This window comes from Streptomyces sp. NPDC046939, assembly GCF_040644575.1.
Taxonomy (GTDB): domain Bacteria; phylum Actinomycetota; class Actinomycetes; order Streptomycetales; family Streptomycetaceae; genus Streptomyces.
The window spans coordinates 20,212-37,265 of sequence record NZ_JBEYWV010000015.1 but is presented as its reverse complement, the minus strand read 5'-3'; the positions used below and the strand labels follow the sequence as shown (position 1 = coordinate 37,265).

Here is a 17,054-nt window from a genome sequence, read left to right as displayed (position 1 = left end):
TGTGCTTCACAGGGCGGTTGAGGATTCGGGCCAGGGCTGTTGCGAAGCTGACACATATGCGCCCCACATACAGTGGAGGGCATGACAGACCAGGCCCACGGCACGGAATCCGACATTCCGGGCAAGCCGACCGCAGCTTCCCGTACGACGTTGTCGCACATCATGACGCACAACGACACCAACCTCCTCGGTACGGTGCACGGCGGCGTGATCATGAAACTCGTGGACGACGCGGCGGGCGCGGTCGCGGGCCGGCACTCCGGCGGCCCGGCCGTGACGGCGTCCATGGACGAGATGGCGTTCCTCGAACCGGTCCGCGTCGGCGACCTCGTGCATGTGAAGGCGCAGGTCAACTGGGTCGGCCGGACCTCGATGGAGATCGGCGTCCGGGTCCTCGCCGAGCGCTGGAACGAGTCGGCGCCCGCGCAGCAGGTCGGCTCCGCGTATCTGGTCTTCGCGGCGGTGGACGCGGACGGCAAGCCGCGCGTCGTCCCGCCGGTCATCCCGGAGACGGACCGTGACCGCCGCCGCTACCAGGAGGCGCAGATCCGCCGCCAGCACCGCCTGGCCCGCCGCCGGGCGATCAAGGAGCTGAGGGCCCGAACAAGCCCCTCCGGCGATTGAGGAGCGGGGCCCGGGGCAGAGCCCCGTGTCCCGCACGGGAACAGCCTGCCCACCTCACGAGCACGCCACCTCGTCCCCGGTGACAGCCCCGTACTCCCCCTGGTACGGATCCTCGCCCCGCACCGCCCGCACCCCCCGGTAATCCGCCCCCACCCTGACCTTGAGCACGGCCCCCTGCCCGGGAACCGGCTGCAACCGCGCCCCGGGCACCGCCGTGGCCAGGGACTTCGCGGAGCGGTCCCAGCGTGGGTCGTACAGGACGACCGTCTGCTTCGCGGAGCGATCGACCGCGTTGACCGGTGTCCCCGTCGTCCGGAAGCGGGTCGCCGCCAGCGCGTCGTCCGCCTTCTTGCCGAGCCCCGCCGTCATCGTCGCGTTCTCCACCTGTACCTGGATCTGTTCGGGGGAGACGTCGACGACGACGGCCTTCTTGTGGTTCTTGTGCACGGCGAGCGGCTTGTCCTCGCGCAGCGCGGCGAACAGCTTCTCGGACTTCACGGGGTCCCACTTCACGGTGGAGCCGATGTTCCTGACGGGGAAGTCGAGGGTCCCGATCGGGACGGTCGTGAACTCGGACGACGACGGTGAGAACGAGCGCATGGCGCGGGCGAGTTCGACCATCTCGTCCGTCCCGAACCCCTTGTCGGCGCGGACGGACCCGAGGAGCGTACGGGCGACCTCGCGGAACTTGACCGGGTTGAGGAGCACCCCGGTCGAGGTCGTCTTGGCGATGAGCGAGGCGAGGAAGCGCTGCTGGCGCTGCATCCGGCCGAGGTCGCCGGCGCCGTCGGTGTGCCGGGACCGTACGTACTGGAGGGCCTGGCCGCCGTTGAGCCGGTGCGTGCCGACGCCGAGGTTCAGGCCGGTGTAGGAGTCCTGGAGCGGGCGGACGGTGCAGACCTGGACGCCGCCGAGCACGTCGACCGTCTTCATGAAGCTGGTGAAGTCGACCTCCAGATAGTGGTCGATCTTGACGTGCGTCATGTTCTCGACGGTGCGGACGGTCAGTTGCGGGCCGCCCTCCGCGTACGCCGCGTTGATCTTCACGGGGTGGGCGTGGTGCTGCTCGCCGCTGTTCTCGTCGGTGTGCGGCGGCATCATCGCGTACGAGTCGCGGGGCAGGGAGACGACGGAGGCGCGCTCGTGGTCGGCGGAGATGTGCACGATCATGATGGTGTCCGTGCAGTGGCAGGGCGCCCCGCCGAGCCGGTACTTCCGCCGCTCCTCCGCGGTGATCTTGTCGCGGCCGTCGGTGCCGACGAGCAGGACGTTCATGCCGTGCCCGGCGGCGGGCCGGTTCTTCATGTCCTTGAAGGGGTCGATGCGGTCGATGCCGGTGTCCAGCCCGGCGACGAGCGCGTGCCCGAGCCCCGCCGAGGCCAGCACCGACACGGACAGCGCCGTCGCGAGCCGCATCCCCCAGCGGGGTTTCTTGCGGCGCAGCGGTTCGACCGGTCGCCGGCCCTGCGGAGGCCGCGCGGGGCGGCTCGGGCGGCCGGGGGAGCGGGGCGGCGTGGGCACGGGCGGACACCTTCCGCGTGAGCGGGCGTGGGACCCGAGAACCGTAGGCCGATACGATCTCCGGACCGCGGCAGCGGGCCGGGCGGCGCGCATCGGTGTCCCCCATTAGCGGTAACGTCACCAAGGATGAACGTGAACTCTGGAAACCAGCTTCCGGCCGTCTCCGTGATCATGCCGATCCTGAACGAGGAGCGGCACCTGCGGGAGGCCGTCGAGGCGATCCTGGCGCAGGAGTACGACGGCGAGATGGAGGTCGTGCTCGCCCTCGGCCCGTCCACCGACCGGACGGACGAGATCGCCGCGCAGTTGGTCGCCGAGAACCCGCGCGTGCACACCGTGCCCAACCCCTCGGGCCGCACCCCCGCCGCGCTGAACGCCGCGATCAAGGCGTCCCGCCACCCGGTCGTCGTCCGCGTCGACGGGCACGCCGCGCTCTCCCAGGGCTACATCGCGACCGCCGTCCGCCTCCTGGAGGAGACCGGCGCGATGAACGTGGGCGGCATCATGCACGCCCAGGGCACCAACGACTGGGAGAAGGCCGTCGCCGCCGCGATGACCTCGAAGATCGGCGTGGGCAACGCGGTCTTCCACACCGGCGGCACCGCGCAGCCCGCCGAGACGGTCTACCTCGGCGTCTTCCGCCGCGAGGCCCTGGAGCGGCAGGGCGGGTACAACGAGGAGTTCATCCGCGCGCAGGACTGGGAGCTGAACTTCCGCATCCGGGACGCGGGCGGCAAGATCTGGTTCTCGCCCGAGCTGAAGGTCGCGTACCGGCCGCGCCCTTCGGTCAAGGCGCTGGCCAAGCAGTACAAGGACTACGGCCGCTGGCGCCACGTCGTCGCCCGCTACCACGCGGGCTCCATCAACCTGCGCTACCTCGCCCCGCCGACCGCCGTCGTCGCCATAGCGGCGGGCCTCGTGGTCGGCGCGGCCGTGACGCCGTGGGCGTTCCTCGTCCCGGCCGGGTACGTCGCGGCGATCGTCGCGGGCTCGATCCCGGCCGGCAAGGGCCTGCCGCTGAAGGCGCGCGCGCAGATCCCCGTAGCCCTCGCCACCATGCACATGTCGTGGGGCTGGGGCTTCCTGACGAGCCCGAAGTCGCTCGCCAGGAAGGTCATCGCCTCACGCCGCCCGACGGTGCACAGCGAGCCCGCCGCCAAGTGACCGGCCGCCCGGCGTTCACCAGGTGAACGCCGGGTTCACGTGCATGCAGTCGCCGTCGTCGGCCCCGTTGAGCGTCTGGTCCGACTTCGGCGCCTTGTCGTCGGCTGCGGACTTCGGGTACGCGGTCCCGGTCCGCCAGTCCGCGCCGACGGTCAGCGTCACCCCGTTGACGTCCGTCGACCTCTTCACCGAACTCAGCGGCAGGCCGAGGGACTTGGCGACCCGCTGGGCGTCGCCCTCCAGGTCGGCCGACGGGAAGCGAATGATCGTCTTCTCCTCGGTGAGCGACTGCCCCTGGTCCGCCACGGCCTGCGCGAACCCCTTGCCGATAAGGACCTGCGCCACCTCGGAGGCGCGCCCGCGCGCCGCGGGCGTCGTGCTGGTCCGCGTCCCGTTGCGCACCTGCACCGCGATCTTGCCGTCCGGCGCGGCCGGGTCCGTCGAGACCTCCTCCTTCGCGGGCTTCTTCCTGTCCTTGCCGTCCAGGGCGATGTCGTCCCGGATGAGCCGGAACAACTGCTCCGCCTCACCCTCCTTGGGGGCGACGCGCGCACCCACGTACACGAACGGCATCGTCGTCATGGTGATACGGCTCGGCTCCGGCTTCTTCAGCTCGTTGCTCAGGTCGTACAGCTTCTTGACGGTGTCCAGGCCCTCGTCGACGTGGAGCGCCTCGGTCGCCTTCTCGGCGAGGGTGCGCAGCTTGCCCGGGTTGGAGAACGTGGCGTTCTCGCGCAGCTCGCGCACCATCGAGTTCATGTACATGTGCTGCGCCTTGGCGCGCGCGATGTCGCTGCCGTCCTCGAAGCCGTAGCGCGTGCGCAGCCACTGCAGCGCCTGCACGCCCTTGATCGAGTGCGTGCCCTTCTCCAGCTTCAGGCCCGAGCCGTGGCCCTGGCTGTCCTTGGAGTGGATGTTGGCGTCGACGCAGACCGGTACGCCACCGATCGCGTCGGCCATCGACACCACACCGGAGAAGTCGACCATCATGAAGTGGTCGATGTGGATACGTGTCAGCTGTTCCCACGTCGCGACGGTGCAGCCGGGCCCGCCGCGGCCCAGGGACTCGTTCGTCATGCGCCGCCCGACCGTCGCCTCGTACTCCTTGCCGGTCTTCGGGTCGGTGCACTTGGGCAGGGGGAGCAGGGTGTCGCGCGGCATGCTGACCACCGACATGTTCGTCCGGTCGGCCGACAGGTGTACGAGCATCTGGACGTCGGCCAGCGGGGTTCCGCCGAAGGTCTCCTTGGCGCCGCCCAGCTTCTGGTTCTCCTTGTTGTCGCGCGCGTCGGAGCCGATGAGCAGGATGTTCAACGGGGTCTGGCCCGCCGCGTTCGGCGTGGGCGCCGCGACCTTGTGCTCGCCCAGGTTGAGCTTGTCCGTCTTGATGTTGCCGTTCAGATGGCGGTAGTAGAGGTAACCGGCACCGGCCGTACCGACGATCACGACCGCGACGACGCCCGCGGTCCAGCGCAGTATCCGGTGCTTGCGCTTCCTGGGCCGCCCGCCCGTGCGCCGGTGCCCCAGGGGCGGGCGTTCCGGCGGCTCGGCACCGGCGTCGGCCGCCGACACCGCCACGCCTTCCTCCTCGCCCAGGCCCTGCTCACCGGCGTGCGCCGCCGTCTCCTCCTGCGCCTGTGACCGTGTCCGCACGCCGTGCGCGCCACTTCGCCCCATGTCCTGCCCCGCCTCCCCGCCCATGGCCATGGTTAGGCCGCCCCGCTGTCACATGGTTAGACAGTTGAAGGGCGGCCTAGGTTGGTCACTTGGCGCATACAGTCTTGTCGGCGGTCGTTTTCGGGGCGCTGACCTTCGCCGAACCACCGCTGACGGGCGTCCCCGCGCCCTTGAAGTCCTTGCCGAGGATCAGCACGATCGCGGGCAGCCCCTGGTCGTTCTTCTCGCTCTGCCCCTCCTTCAGGGCGGAACCGGGCAGCCCCATGATCTCGGCGAGGCGGCGGGCCTGGTCGGCCTGGTCGGGCGAGTACTCGAGGGTCGTCTTCGCCTGGGTGGGCTTGTTGCCCATCTGGCTGGACTTGGAGACGCCCTCGCTGTTCTGCAGCCAGGTGAGGGTCGCCTGCGCGGCACCGGTCTGGCCACTGCCGTTGTAGAGGTCGACGCGGACGTCACCGGCGGCGGACTTGGGGCCCTTGAGCTTGCTGTCGGCGGCGGCCTTCTGCTTCTTCTTCGTCTCCGTCAGCGACACGTCGTTCTTGACGGCGTCGAAGACCTGGGGGGCGGCCGACTGGTTGAGCACCACGGTGACCGGCGTCTTCTCGGCGGGGTTGTCGACGACCGGCGTGGTCACGAACGTCAGGTTCTTGGTCGGCACCTTCTTCAGCTCCAGGGCCACGTCCTTGAGCTTGGACAGGCTGCCGATGCCCTTGTCGACGGTGAGTGCCTCGGTCGCGGCCTCGGCGAGGCTCGTCAGCTTCGTCGGGCTGGTGAGGGTGTCGCCCGAACTCATCTTGCGCGCCAGCGAACTCAGGAACTGCTGCTGCACCTTGATGCGGTCCAGGTCGCCCTGGTTGCCGAAGCTGTGCCGGGTGCGCAGGAAGGCGAGCGCGTCCTCACCCTTCAGGTTGTGCGTGCCCGCGTCGAGCTTGAGGTGGGAGTCCGGGTCGTCGACGTCCTTGGCGAGGCACACCTCGACACCGCCGACCGCGCTGGACAGCGTCTTCACCGCGTTGAAGTCGGCCATCATGAAGTGGTCGACGGTGATGCCCGTGACCGCCTTGATGGTCTTCATCGTGCAGCCCGCGTCGCGCCCGTCCTGGCCCAGGCTCGTGTTGAACCGGACATTGGACGTGCCCGGGATCGTCTTCAGCTCGCCGGTCTCGGGGTCCTTCACCTCGCAGTCCGGCACGTCCACGATGAGGTCGCGGGGGATGCTCAGCGCGGTCGCGTTCGACCGGTCCTTGGAGACGTGCAGCAGCACATTGGTGTCGGCGTGCCCGACGCTGCCCTTGTCGCCATAGCCCTCGTTGCCCTTGCCGGTGCGCTTGTCCGTGCCGATGACGAGGATGTTGAACGCCTCGTCCTTGGAGAAGCCATTCTTCGCGCCGACGACGTCCTGCGTGGTGATGTTGCCGTCGAGGTGGCGGTAGTAGAGGTAGCCGCCCGCCGCCGCGGCGAGCACGACGAACGCCAGGCTGCCGGACGACCACAGCAGCACCTTCTTCGCCGTGGACTTCTTCTTCGGCCTCGACCGCCGCCGGTTCGGGGCCGGGGGCGGCGGCTGCGGCTCGCGCCGCCTGCTGCGCTGCGGCGGCACGTCCTTGGCGGGCGGGGCCGCCCGCCGCTCGCGCCGTCCCTCGGCCGGCGCGGTGCGGCGCGGGCCGGGCACCGTCGACTGCCCAGTGGAAGGGGTCAGTCGCAGCTCGTAATCACCGGTCTGAGGGTTGAGCACCCACTGGTCTGCGGGATCGATGTCCTCAGCCCGCCCACGGCCTTGCGCGTCCACGGTTGTTTGCATCCTCCGTCGGGGCCACGCGGCGCCTCGCCCCCCTCACAAGCAGGCGCCCGGTCAGTCGATAAGCAGTGCGCGACCGCGCCGGACAGCATGGCCGGGTGCACCGGATCGCTCACACTATCCGTCCAGTTCAGCGTCGAGCGACGACGGTGACAAATTCCACTCCCCTACAACCGGGCATTACGGCGCATATCTTTGAACCTGTGTGCCGGTTGATGACTCGCGCTTTACCCGGGACGGGTGAGCCGCCTCATCCGCACACGTTCCGGTCGGCGATGTTGCCGTGGAACGTGGGCGTCTCACCCTCCTCCTTCCCGGTGGGCGCGTCCTCGGGCGTGTGCGTGTAGACGGCGACGGGGGAGTCGGTCCGCAACTGGGTGAAGAGCTGGTCGGCGGCGGGCTGGACCAGCTCGTCGCGGTTGGCGTCGTAGACGTACGAGCGCCGGGGCACGGTCAGGAACCGGATGCGCTCGGCGGGGATGCCCCGCATGCCGCGTACGAGGTCGTAGAGCCCGCGCAGACTGGCGAGACCGGGGTCGGTGGTCAGCGAGGACGTGGCGGCGTCGAGCACGGGATAAAGCTTGGTCGGATTGAGCAGCACACCGTCGCTCTGCACCTTGGTGACGAGGGCGCCGAGGAACCGCTGCTGCCGGTCCATCCGGTCGGTGTCGCTGCCGTTGCCGAGGCTCTTGCGGACACGGACATAACCGAGGGCCTGCTCCCCGTCGAGAACCTGCCGCCCGGCAGGCAGCGACAGATGCGCGTCGGCGTCCCGGATCGGCCGGTCGAGACAGACCTCGACCCCGTCCACGGCGTCGACCATGTTCTTGAACCCCTGGAAGTCGACGACCATGTGATGGTCGATCCGGACCCCGGTCATCTTCTCGACCGTACGGATGGTGCAAGCGGTCCCGCCGACCTCGAAGGCGTAATTGAACATGGCGAACATCGGCTCGGTACGGGAACCGTCACCACCCCGGCACCCGGGCACGTCCACCATCAGGTCGCGCGGGAAGGAGACGGCGGTGGCGCTTCCACGATCCGCGGCCACGTGCAGAAGGATCGTGGTGTCCGACCGCTGCGTGCCGTCGTTGCGCCCGTACGCGCCGTTCTCCCCGGCCCGCGAGTCGGAGCCGATGAGCAGGAGATTCTGGGCCCCCGCCACCAGGACACTGGGCCGCTCCTTCTCGAAACGGGCGAGTTCGGCGGCCGTGTCGGAGTCCTCGGTGATGTTCCCGTTGAGCTTCTCGTACGCCATCCAGCCCGTACCGCCCGCCACGAGCACCAGCAGCGCCGCGACGACCGCCGACCACCGCAGCCACCTCCTGCGCCGCCGGGAGCGTCCGGCGCCGGTCGGGGAGGAGCCGGCGCCCGGCCCGGTCGCGGCGGCGGAGTCGGTCACGTGGGGTCCCCCTCGGGCGACGTAGAGAACGCGGGTACGTCTCTACGACCATGGACCCATCGGCGGCACCCGACCCGGGGAGCTGAGCCGAACGGACTACCGGGCGACGGCGGTGACGCGCTCGCTCTCCACCCGCTTGGCGAGGGCGTCGTCATCGAGCCGGTCCAGGTGACGGCAGAGAACGACGGAACCGCCGGTGGCCAACGGCGAGAAGAGCCCGGCGCTCAGCCCTTCCCAGGTGTCGTACGGCAACCCGGACAACAACCGCGAACCAGGACCGGTCAGCCCGAGCCCGGCCGCGTCGGCGCTCGCCCTGGCCACGACCTCGGCGCCGGTCCACTCGGCACCGGCGACGGCGAGCGCGGGCTCGTCCGGACTCACAGGGACGAAGGGGGCGAACCGGTCACCCTGCGACGGCACCTCCACCGCGTAGTCCACGAACCCCTCGGGCGTCTGCGGGAACCGTCCGCCCAGCGGGCGCAGGGCGAGGGCGATCCGCTCGCCGGAACAGGCACGGGCGGCGTCGAGGGTGTCGGGTCCGCTGACGACGACATCGGCGGCGGCCGGGTCACCGTGCACATCGGCGACGACGCCCACGGACGAGCAGGCCAGCAGCCACACGGCGGTCTGCCAGTGCGCGGGCAGCAACAGGGTGACGCGGTCGCCGGGCTCGGCGTTCAGCTCGCCCTGGAGCAGGTTCGCGGTCTTGGCCACCCAGTTGGCGAAGGTCGCCACGGAGAGCTCCACGCGTTCGCCGGTGGCGTCGTCGTAGAAGGTCACCAGCGGCCGCCCCGGGTCGGCGGCGAGCGCGTCCTGCAGAAGCTGAGCGGAAGTCCGAGCGACAACATTCACCGGGCCAGCTTATCGCCGGGGTTGATCGAGACGGGGGTCCCCTGCCGGGCGGGGCGGGCGGGGCGCTTGCGGGGCCCTGCTCTCACGGTGGCCCGGCGCTGGGGTGCCGCCTTGCCCACCCTGCCGCCCCAGGCGGCAGATTGCCCAAGGCGGGGCGGGCCGGGGCGCCCGGGGTGGGGTGGGCGGCAGATTGCCCGAGGCGGGGTGGGGGCGGCCGGGGTGGGGGTGGTGGATGGCAGGTTGCCCTAGGCGGGGCGCGGGGCGCCCGGGGGTGGGAGGTGCGGGGAGCGGCGGGTTGCCCATGGTGGGGGACCACCCGGGTGCACCCGCGTCGCCACGGGAGGGGACGTGTCGGGGTGCCCCCGCAGGACACCGCCGGAATCCCGCGCCGGGTGACCCGCCCTCTGGCGGACCGTGGGGGATCAGACCTATCCGGCCGAGGAGGTACCCCGGCGCGGCCCCGCCCCACCATCCAACCGACCGCGCCCTACAGCGCCCTCGCATGCACGCCTGACCCGGCCCCGACCCACCTTGCCAACCGGCCGCGTCCTGCAGACCCTCGCATGCACGCCCGACCCGGCCCCGACCGACCGCGCCCCCGCATGTCCGCCCGCGCGTCCGCCGCCCCACCGCACAACGAACCCGCGCCCTACAGCGCCCTCGCATGCACGCCCGACCCGGCCCCGACTCACCGTCCCAACCGGCCGCGCCCTACAACGCCCGCATGTGCCCCAGTGCCCCGGCCGACCTGATACCCAGTCACCCCCGGCGGGCCACGGCACCCATATGGCACGCTCCATTGGCCCATTCACCCCGATATGCCCACGATCGTGGGCATGCGTGCATTCCTTGCTTCCTCGATCGGCGTCACCTGCGCGGCCGCTCTGGCCCTCCCCCTGTCCTTGCCGTCGCACGCCACACCATCAACGACATCGACAACGACAGCGACTCAGGACGCGCTCGCGGGCAGCACCCAGTCCCTGCCCCTCACCCCGCCGACCGCGACCCCCCGTGCCACCCCCCACCTCCCGCAACGCGACGTCCGCCCGTTCTCCCTGGTCGGCGTCGTCTGGGACGACCCGAGCGCCGAGCTGCACGGCCGCGTACAGGTCCGCACCCGCGCCACAGGCACCAGCACCTGGTCGGCCTGGCAGACCTTGGAGACGCACACCGACGACGCCCCCGACCCGGACGCCCCCGAACGCGCCGCAGGCCACACACACGGCTCGACGGCCCCGCTCTGGGTGGGCGACTCCGACGGCGTAGAGGTCCGGGTGGAGGACGAGACCCCGGCCAAGACCCGCACCACGCTCACGGAACCCCTCCCGACGGGCCTCCGCCTGGACCTGGTGGACCCAGGCCCGGAACCCGCCCAGCCCACCCCCACCACTCCCACCGCTTCCGCCCCGCAAACGAACACACCCCCCAAGGCCCAAACCCCCACCCCCGAAACCCCGCAGACCCCCGCCCCCGAAGACACCCCCACACCCACCACCCCCACCACCCCCACCACCCCCAAGGCCCCCCAGACAACCACCCACACCGCCCCCCGCCCCGAGATCATCACCCGCAAGGGCTGGGGCGCAGACGAGAAGCTGCGTGAGAAGAAGCTCGGCTACACGAAGACGGTGAAGGTCGCCTTCGTGCACCACAGCGCGACCGGCAACAACTACACCTGCGCACAGGCCCCTTCAGTCATCCGCAGTATCTACCGCTACCACGTGAAGAGCAGTGGCTGGCGGGACATCGGCTACAACTTCCTCGTCGACAAGTGCGGCCGCATCTACGAGGGCAGGGCGGGCGGCGTCACGAAGCCGGTCATGGGCGCCCACACCCTCGGCTTCAACTCGAACAGCACGGGCATCGCGGTCCTGGGCTCGTACGACAGCGCAACCCCACCCGCGGCCGTGTCGACCGCTCTCGCGAAGCTCACCGCGTGGAAGCTCGGCCTGTCCGGCGCGAACCCGGCGGGGACGACCTCTCTCAAGTCGGGCGGTGGCAACCTCTACGCCAAGGGAAAGAATGTGCGACTGCACGTGATCTCCGGTCACCGGGACGGCTACGCAACCGAATGCCCGGGGAGCCGTCTCTACAAAAAGCTCGGCACGGTCCGCGGCAGCGCGGCCCGCCTCCAGGGCCGCTGACGCCGGCCGGCCGGGGCGCGACACGGTCTGCATACACTGGCCGGCCGAAAGACAGTTCGGCCGGCCCCAGCAGGAAGCAGAGACGACAGGTGACAGAAGCGATCCTCCTGGTCGGCGGCAAGGGCACGAGACTGCGCCCGCTCACGGTGAACACACCGAAGCCGATGGTCCCGGCGGCGGGCGTGCCGTTCCTCACGCACCAACTGGCGCGGGCGAAGGCGGCTGGCGTCGACCACATCGTGCTGGCCACGTCGTACCTGGCGGAGGTGTTCGAGCCGTACTTCGGGGACGGCTCCCGCCTCGGCCTGGAACTGGAGTACGTCACCGAGGTCGAACCCCTGGGCACGGGCGGAGCCATCCGCAACGTGGCCGAGCGCCTCCGCTCGGGCCCCGACGAGCCCGTCCTGATCTTCAACGGCGACATCCTGACGGGCCTGGACATCGGCGCCCTGGTCCAGGAGCACGAGTCGACCGGCGCGGACGTCTCCCTGCACCTCTCCCGCGTGGAGGACCCGAGGGCGTACGGCCTGGTCCCGACGGACGCGACGGGCCGCGTGACGGCGTTCCTGGAGAAGCCGCAGACGCCGGAAGAGATCGTGACGGACCAGATCAACGCGGGCGCGTACGTGTTCCGCCGCTCGGTGATCGACACGATCCCGACGGGCCGCCCGGTCTCGGTGGAGCGCGAGACGTTCCCGGGCCTGCTCGCGGAGGGGGCGCACCTCCAGGGCATGGTCGACTCGACGTACTGGCTGGACCTCGGCACCCCGGCCGCGTTCGTGCGCGGCTCGGCCGACCTGGTCCTGGGCCGCGCCCCGTCCCCGGCGGTGCCGGGCCGCTGCGGCGACAGCCTGGTCCTGCCGACGGCGACGGTCGCGCCGGACGCGAAGCTGACGGGCGGCACGGTCGTGGGGGAGGGCGCGCGGATCGGTGAGGGCGCGCGCGTGTTCGGCTCGACGGTCCTGGACGGAGCGGTGATCGAACCGGGCGCGGTGATCACGGACTCCCTGATCGGCCGGCACGCGCGCGTGGGCGCCCGGACGATCGTGACGGGCGCGGTGGTGGGCGACGGCGCCCACGTGGGCGCCGACAACGAACTCCAGACAGGCGTCCGCATCTGGTGCGAGGCCCACCTCCCCGCAGCCTCGGTCCGCTTCTCCTCGGACCAGTGACACCGCGCCCGAACCTCCCGGGACCCGGCCGATGCACCGAAGCCAGGCTCCCCTCGCTCCGATGACGCCCGCGCCGCCCCCGGGAGGCCCGGACGGTGTGACGGTGCCCGACCCTCAACCGTTCCCGGAGCGCCCGGAAGCTCTCCCGCCCCTCAGTGACGCCCGTGCCGCCACCCCGGGAGGTCCGGTCCGTGTGACGGACCTCCGCCCCTTACCGACCCCGGAGCGGCCGAAAACCCCCTACCCTCGTAGGGCTACACCCGCCCCACCCGAGGACCCCCGTGGCAGGCCGCCGATACACCCCGCGTACGCGGACCCCGCTGACCCGCGCCACCGTGCGGGCCGGCGAGACCCGCGTACCCGCACCCGCACCCGCATGCGAACCCGCACCCGAGACCACCCCCACCACGGCACCGGCCGCCACCCGCACCTACACACCCCCGGCCCCCCTCCACCTCGGCCTGACCCTCGGCCCCCTGCGCCGCGGCCCCGGCGACCCCACCTTCCGTACGACGCCGGACGGCGCGGTGTGGCGGTCGTGCCGCACCCCGCAGGGCCCCGGCACGCTACGGCTGAGGGAGCGCGGCGGCACCGTGGAGGCGCAGGCGTGGGGCCCGGGAGCGGAGTGGTTCCTGGATCAACTCCCCGCACTCTTGGGTGAGCTGGACGACCCGACCCCGTTCGAGCCGCGCCACCGCCTGGTGGCCGAGTCGGCCCGTCGCCGCGTCGGCCTGCGGCTGACCCGGACGGGTCTGGTCCTGGAGACCCTGATCCCGTCGATCCTGGAGCAGAAGATCACGGCGGACGAGGCGTACCGCGCCTGGCGTCTGCTGCTGCACCGGCACGGCGAACCGGCCCCGGGCCCGGCGGGGCAGGAGCTGCGGATGCGGGTCATGCCCGACGCCCGTGCATGGACGCTGATCCCGTCCTGGGAGTGGCACAGGGCGGGCGTCGACAACAAGCGCGCGTCGACGATCATCCGCGCGGCCCGGGTGGCCCGCCGCCTGGAGGAGGCGGCGGCCATGGAGCCCGTACAGGCCCGTGCCCGCCTCGAACTGGTCCCGGGCATCGGCCCGTGGACGTCGGCGGAGACGATCCAGCGCACGAACGGCGCCCCCGACGAGGTCACGACGGGCGACCTGCACCTCCCGCACACCGTCGGCTACGCGCTCGCGGGCAACCGGGACGCGACGGACGAGGAGATGCTGGAACTGCTCTCCCCGTACGCGGGCCAGCGCCACAGGGCGGCCCGCCTGATCCTCTTGTCGGGCGTGGCCCCGCCCCGCAGACAGCCGAAGATGCGCAAGGTCGACATCGCGCAGTGGTGAAGCCCCCGTAAGAACCCCACACCCCGCACGCATCCCACGCACCGCACCTACACCGCACCGCAACCCGAACCACTGCGCAACAACCGCACCACCCCTACCGCACCACCCCCACCGCACCGGCCCCCTGCCGCACCACCCCCACCGCACCGGCCCCCTACCGCACCTCCACAAAGTCCGAGACAACCCGAGCCCCCCGCACCGGCGGAGCCCCCGCCGCATGGCCCACCGCGACGGCCCCCATCGGATCCCACTCCGCGGGCAGCGCGAGCACGTCCCGTACGACATCGCGGCAGAACATGGTGGACGACACCCACGCCGACCCGAGCCGCTCCCCGGCCAGCGCCACCAAAAAGTTCTGCACGCCCGCCCCGGCGGCGACGACGAACATCTCGCGCTCGGCCGCGTCCCGCCGCGCGTCCCCGTACGTGTGCGACCCGTCCATGACGAGGCAGGGCACGACCAGATAGGGCGCGTTGCGGAGCACGTCCCCGCGCCGGACGCGCCGCGCGATGGACTCCTCGCTCTTGCCGTCGCGCCGCAGGTCGGCGATCCACGCGTCCCGCATCGCGTCGAGCAGCCGGACCCGTGACTCCTCGGACTCCAGGAGGACGAACCGCCACGGTGTCGTGTGGTGCGGCGCGGGCGCGGTGACGGCGGCGGCGACGGCGCGCCGCACGGCCCCGGGGTCGACGGGCTCGTCGGTGAAGGCCCGCACGGTGCGCCGCTGGGTGACGGCTTCCCGTACGGCCTCGGAGGTCCCGAGCCGGAACATGTCGTCACGGGCGACCCGGACCAGCTCCCGCGCGGAACCGCCCTGCTCACGCGCGGTCACCACGCCGCTCAGGCCGCGCACGACAGCGACCGGCAGCCCCCCGGCCTTCCCCTTGACGAGGTCCCCGGCGGCGGCCAGCTCGTCCGCGACCGCCACCACGGTCGCGCTGAGCGGATTGCCGTACGCGTCGACGCCTCCGCGCAGGTCGTCGAGCACGCGGACGCCCGCGGCGCCGATGGCGACGTCGGTCAGCCCGTTGCGCCAGGGGCGGCCGAAGGTGTCGGTGACGATGACGCCGACCTCGACGCCGAGTGCGTCCCGCACCCCGTCCCGGATCGCGGCGGCGGAGGCGTCGGGGTCCTCGGGCAGCAGGAGCACGGTCCCGGCCGGGGTGTTGGACGCGTCGACGCCGGCCGCGGCCATGACCAGGCCCAGCTTGTTCTCGACAATGCGCAGCGGTCCGCGCCGGGCGACGACGCGGACGGTCTCGGCGTCGATCGCGGCCTCACGGTCGTCGGCGCGGACGATCCGCCCCTCCGCCTTGCTGACGATCTTGGAGGTGACGAGCAGCACGTCCCCGTCGGCGAGCGAGGGTTCGGCGGCGACGATCAGCTTGGCGAGATCGTCCCCCTCCTTGACCTCGGGAATCCCGGGGACGGCCCACACCCGGAAGGACGGCGGAACGGCAGGTCCGGGGGCAGAGCTCACGCGACCCGCACCTCCTCCGCCAGCCGCAGGGCCTCCCGCGCCATCGCCGCCGCGGCCGTCCCCTCCTCCGGGTCCGTCATGAGCAGCGGCACGGCGCGGCACCGGATCCCGGCGGCCCCGACGCGCTCCACGACCCCGGCGTCCACGGTGTCGACGAGCCATCCGTCGAGCAGCCCGGACCCGTAGTGCTCGGCTACCGCGGCGGCGTTGGACTCGACGCCCACCGCGGCGAGCACCTTGTCGGCCATGCCGCGTACCGGCGCGTCCCCGATGATCGGGGAGAGGCCGACGACGGGTACGCCCGCCTCCGCGATGGCCTCCCGGATGCCGGGCACGGCGAGGATGGTCCCGACGCTGACGACGGGGTTGGACGGCGGGAAGAGGATGACGTCGGCCTCGGCGATGGCCTCCAGGACGCCGGGTGCGGGCTTGGCCTGCTCGGCGCCGACCGGCACGACGGCCTGCGCGTCGACGGAGGCCCGCAGCTTCACCCAGTACTCCTGGAAGTGGACGGCCTTGCGCTCCCCGTCGATGTCGACGGCGACGTGCGTCTCGACGCGGTCGTCGGACATGGGGATCAGCCGCACGCCGGGCTTCCACCGCTCGCACAGCGCCTCGGTGACCGCGCTGAGCGGGTAGCCGGCGGCGAGCATCTGCGTACGGACGATGTGCGTGGCGAAGTCCCGGTCGCCGAGGCCGAACCACTCGGGTCCGACCCCGTACGCCGCGAGCTCCTCCTTGACGTGGAAGGTCTCGTCGGTCCGCCCCCAGCCCTGCTCCTCGTTGATACCGCCGCCGAGGGTGTACATCACCGTGTCGAGGTCCGGACAGACCTTCAGGCCGAAGAGGTGGATGTCGTCCCCGGTGTTGCCGATGACCGTGATGACCGCGTCGTCCGGAGCCGCCTGCTTCAGACCGCGAAGGAAACGGGCACCACCGATGCCGCCTGCCAGAACCACAATGCGCATGGCCCCAGCATCGCAGGCAGGTACGACATCGTGGCAGCGGGTGTCAGACAGCGACGTGCCGCGCCGTGGTGCACGTGGGGGAGTGCGACGGCATCTCGGTCAGGCCCGGGTAGTAGACGTGCAGGCTGACGGCGGGTTCGAGGGAGTCGTTGACGACCTCGTGGGCGTACCCCGGCGCGAACACCCGCTGCGCGCCCGCGCGCAGAGTCCGGAAAGCGCCCTTCTCCGTACGCTCCGTCAGCTCCCCTTCGAGCAGCGTCAGGACGCCCGACGAGGGGCCGTGGTCGTGCATGCCGCTGCCCTGTCCCGGCACCCAGGACAGCAGCCACACCTCGTAGCCGGGGCCCGTGCGCAGCCGGTGGTACCAGCGGCTCGTGGCGTCGTACTCGACGAGGTGGGCCCATTGCGCCCGGTCGGCGGCGACGGCGCGGGCGAGCCCGGCGAACTCGGCGACGGTCTCGGGGTGTTCCCGGGCGGGCAGCAGCAGGTGCGGTACTTCGAGGATGTCGCCGGCGATCTGGAGGTCGCTGTCGCTGTTCATCGGTGTGGGGTCCTCGGGAGGGTGCGGGGTGCCCGGGCGGGGGCGCAGAGCCGTACAGGGGAGGAGAAGGTGCCGGTGAGGGCGGATGGTGCGGTGGCGGTGGTCGGAGCTCAGCGGCTCAACGACTCAACAGCTCGAACAGCAACAGTGCGCGCGGGCAGTCGAGACGGACCCGGCGGTGCGGGTCGACGTCGACAGTGCCAAGTTCGCGAGCATGCCCACCAGCACACCGGTTCATGCCCGCGCTGTCAACTCAATGTCCGGATGGCGAGAAATGTTTCACCTCATCCGGGATCCCGGAAAGGCGAAAGGTTTGTGCACCCCCTTGACCGGACATATGGCGCAGCAGCCCGGCACGCAAACGCCGTTGCGATCCTGTGATCCGA

13 protein-coding genes are annotated in these 17,054 nt (G+C 71.5%); 5 read left to right on the top strand and 8 right to left on the bottom strand.

The window, feature by feature from the left end; all coding sequences use genetic code 11:
* The first annotated feature begins 81 nt into the window (after positions 1 to 81).
* Positions 82 to 624 (top strand): acyl-CoA thioesterase, encoded by a 543-nt coding sequence (locus ABZ877_RS18080; protein WP_361071676.1) that lies wholly within the window; start codon positions 82 to 84, stop codon positions 622 to 624.
* A 54-nt stretch (positions 625 to 678) separates the two neighbouring features.
* On the opposite strand, the gene ABZ877_RS18075 is transcribed toward ABZ877_RS18080, so the two are convergent.
* Complete coding sequence (locus tag ABZ877_RS18075; protein WP_361071673.1) at positions 679 to 2,145, bottom strand: LCP family protein; 1,467 nt, start codon at positions 2,143 to 2,145, stop codon at positions 679 to 681.
* 126 nt (positions 2,146 to 2,271) lie between these two features.
* Between ABZ877_RS18075 and ABZ877_RS18070 the strand changes: the two genes are divergently transcribed.
* Entirely contained in the window at positions 2,272 to 3,309 is a 1,038-nt protein-coding gene (locus ABZ877_RS18070) for a glycosyltransferase family 2 protein (RefSeq protein WP_361071670.1), read from the top strand.
* 15 nt (positions 3,310 to 3,324) lie between these two features.
* Here the strand turns inward: ABZ877_RS18070 and ABZ877_RS18065 are convergent, their stop codons facing one another.
* From ABZ877_RS18065 to ABZ877_RS18050, 4 genes are all read right to left on the bottom strand, one after another.
* Positions 3,325 to 4,836 carry an LCP family protein gene (locus tag ABZ877_RS18065; RefSeq protein WP_361072086.1) on the bottom strand — a complete coding sequence of 504 codons (1,512 nt, stop codon included), beginning with the start codon at positions 4,834 to 4,836 and terminating at the stop codon, positions 3,325 to 3,327.
* A 235-nt stretch (positions 4,837 to 5,071) separates the two neighbouring features.
* Positions 5,072 to 6,772, bottom strand: coding sequence for an LCP family protein (locus tag ABZ877_RS18060; RefSeq protein ID WP_361071667.1), 1,701 nt, complete (start codon positions 6,770 to 6,772; stop codon positions 5,072 to 5,074).
* A gap of 259 nt (positions 6,773 to 7,031) precedes the next feature.
* The gene (locus ABZ877_RS18055; protein WP_361071664.1) at positions 7,032 to 8,183 is read right to left on the bottom strand and encodes an LCP family protein; all 1,152 of its coding nucleotides are present in this window, start codon (positions 8,181 to 8,183) and stop codon (positions 7,032 to 7,034) included.
* 96 nt (positions 8,184 to 8,279) lie between these two features.
* Entirely contained in the window at positions 8,280 to 9,035 is a 756-nt protein-coding gene (locus tag ABZ877_RS18050; protein WP_361071661.1) for a TIGR03089 family protein, read from the bottom strand.
* An 836-nt stretch (positions 9,036 to 9,871) separates the two neighbouring features.
* Here ABZ877_RS18050 and ABZ877_RS18045 point away from each other — a divergent pair.
* The 3 genes from ABZ877_RS18045 (at position 9,872) to ABZ877_RS18035 (ending at position 13,679) form a co-directional block, all read left to right on the top strand.
* A complete protein-coding gene (locus ABZ877_RS18045; protein ID WP_361071658.1) occupies positions 9,872 to 11,179 on the top strand; it encodes a peptidoglycan recognition protein in 1,308 nt (435 codons plus the stop codon).
* 89 nt (positions 11,180 to 11,268) lie between these two features.
* On the top strand, positions 11,269 to 12,351 hold the full coding sequence (locus ABZ877_RS18040; RefSeq protein WP_361071655.1) for an NDP-sugar synthase: 1,083 nt from the start codon (positions 11,269 to 11,271) through the stop codon (positions 12,349 to 12,351).
* A gap of 281 nt (positions 12,352 to 12,632) precedes the next feature.
* Positions 12,633 to 13,679 (top strand): DNA-3-methyladenine glycosylase 2 family protein, encoded by a 1,047-nt coding sequence (locus tag ABZ877_RS18035; RefSeq protein WP_361071653.1) that lies wholly within the window; start codon positions 12,633 to 12,635, stop codon positions 13,677 to 13,679.
* A gap of 154 nt (positions 13,680 to 13,833) precedes the next feature.
* Here the strand turns inward: ABZ877_RS18035 and ABZ877_RS18030 are convergent, their stop codons facing one another.
* From ABZ877_RS18030 to ABZ877_RS18020, 3 genes are read right to left on the bottom strand one after another with little or no spacing between them, the layout of a single operon-like run.
* Positions 13,834 to 15,159, bottom strand: a complete 1,326-nt coding sequence (locus ABZ877_RS18030) for a coenzyme F420-0:L-glutamate ligase (RefSeq protein ID WP_361071650.1) — start codon at positions 15,157 to 15,159, stop codon at positions 13,834 to 13,836.
* Positions 15,156 to 16,127: a 2-phospho-L-lactate transferase gene (cofD, locus tag ABZ877_RS18025; protein WP_361071647.1), complete on the bottom strand. Its 972-nt coding sequence runs from the start codon at positions 16,125 to 16,127 to the stop codon at positions 15,156 to 15,158. The genes ABZ877_RS18030 and cofD overlap by 4 nt, the downstream gene beginning before the upstream one ends.
* 43 nt (positions 16,128 to 16,170) lie before the next feature.
* The gene (locus ABZ877_RS18020) at positions 16,171 to 16,668 is read right to left on the bottom strand and encodes a cysteine dioxygenase family protein (RefSeq protein WP_361071645.1); all 498 of its coding nucleotides are present in this window, start codon (positions 16,666 to 16,668) and stop codon (positions 16,171 to 16,173) included.
* Between the last annotated feature and the right edge of the window lie 386 nt (positions 16,669 to 17,054).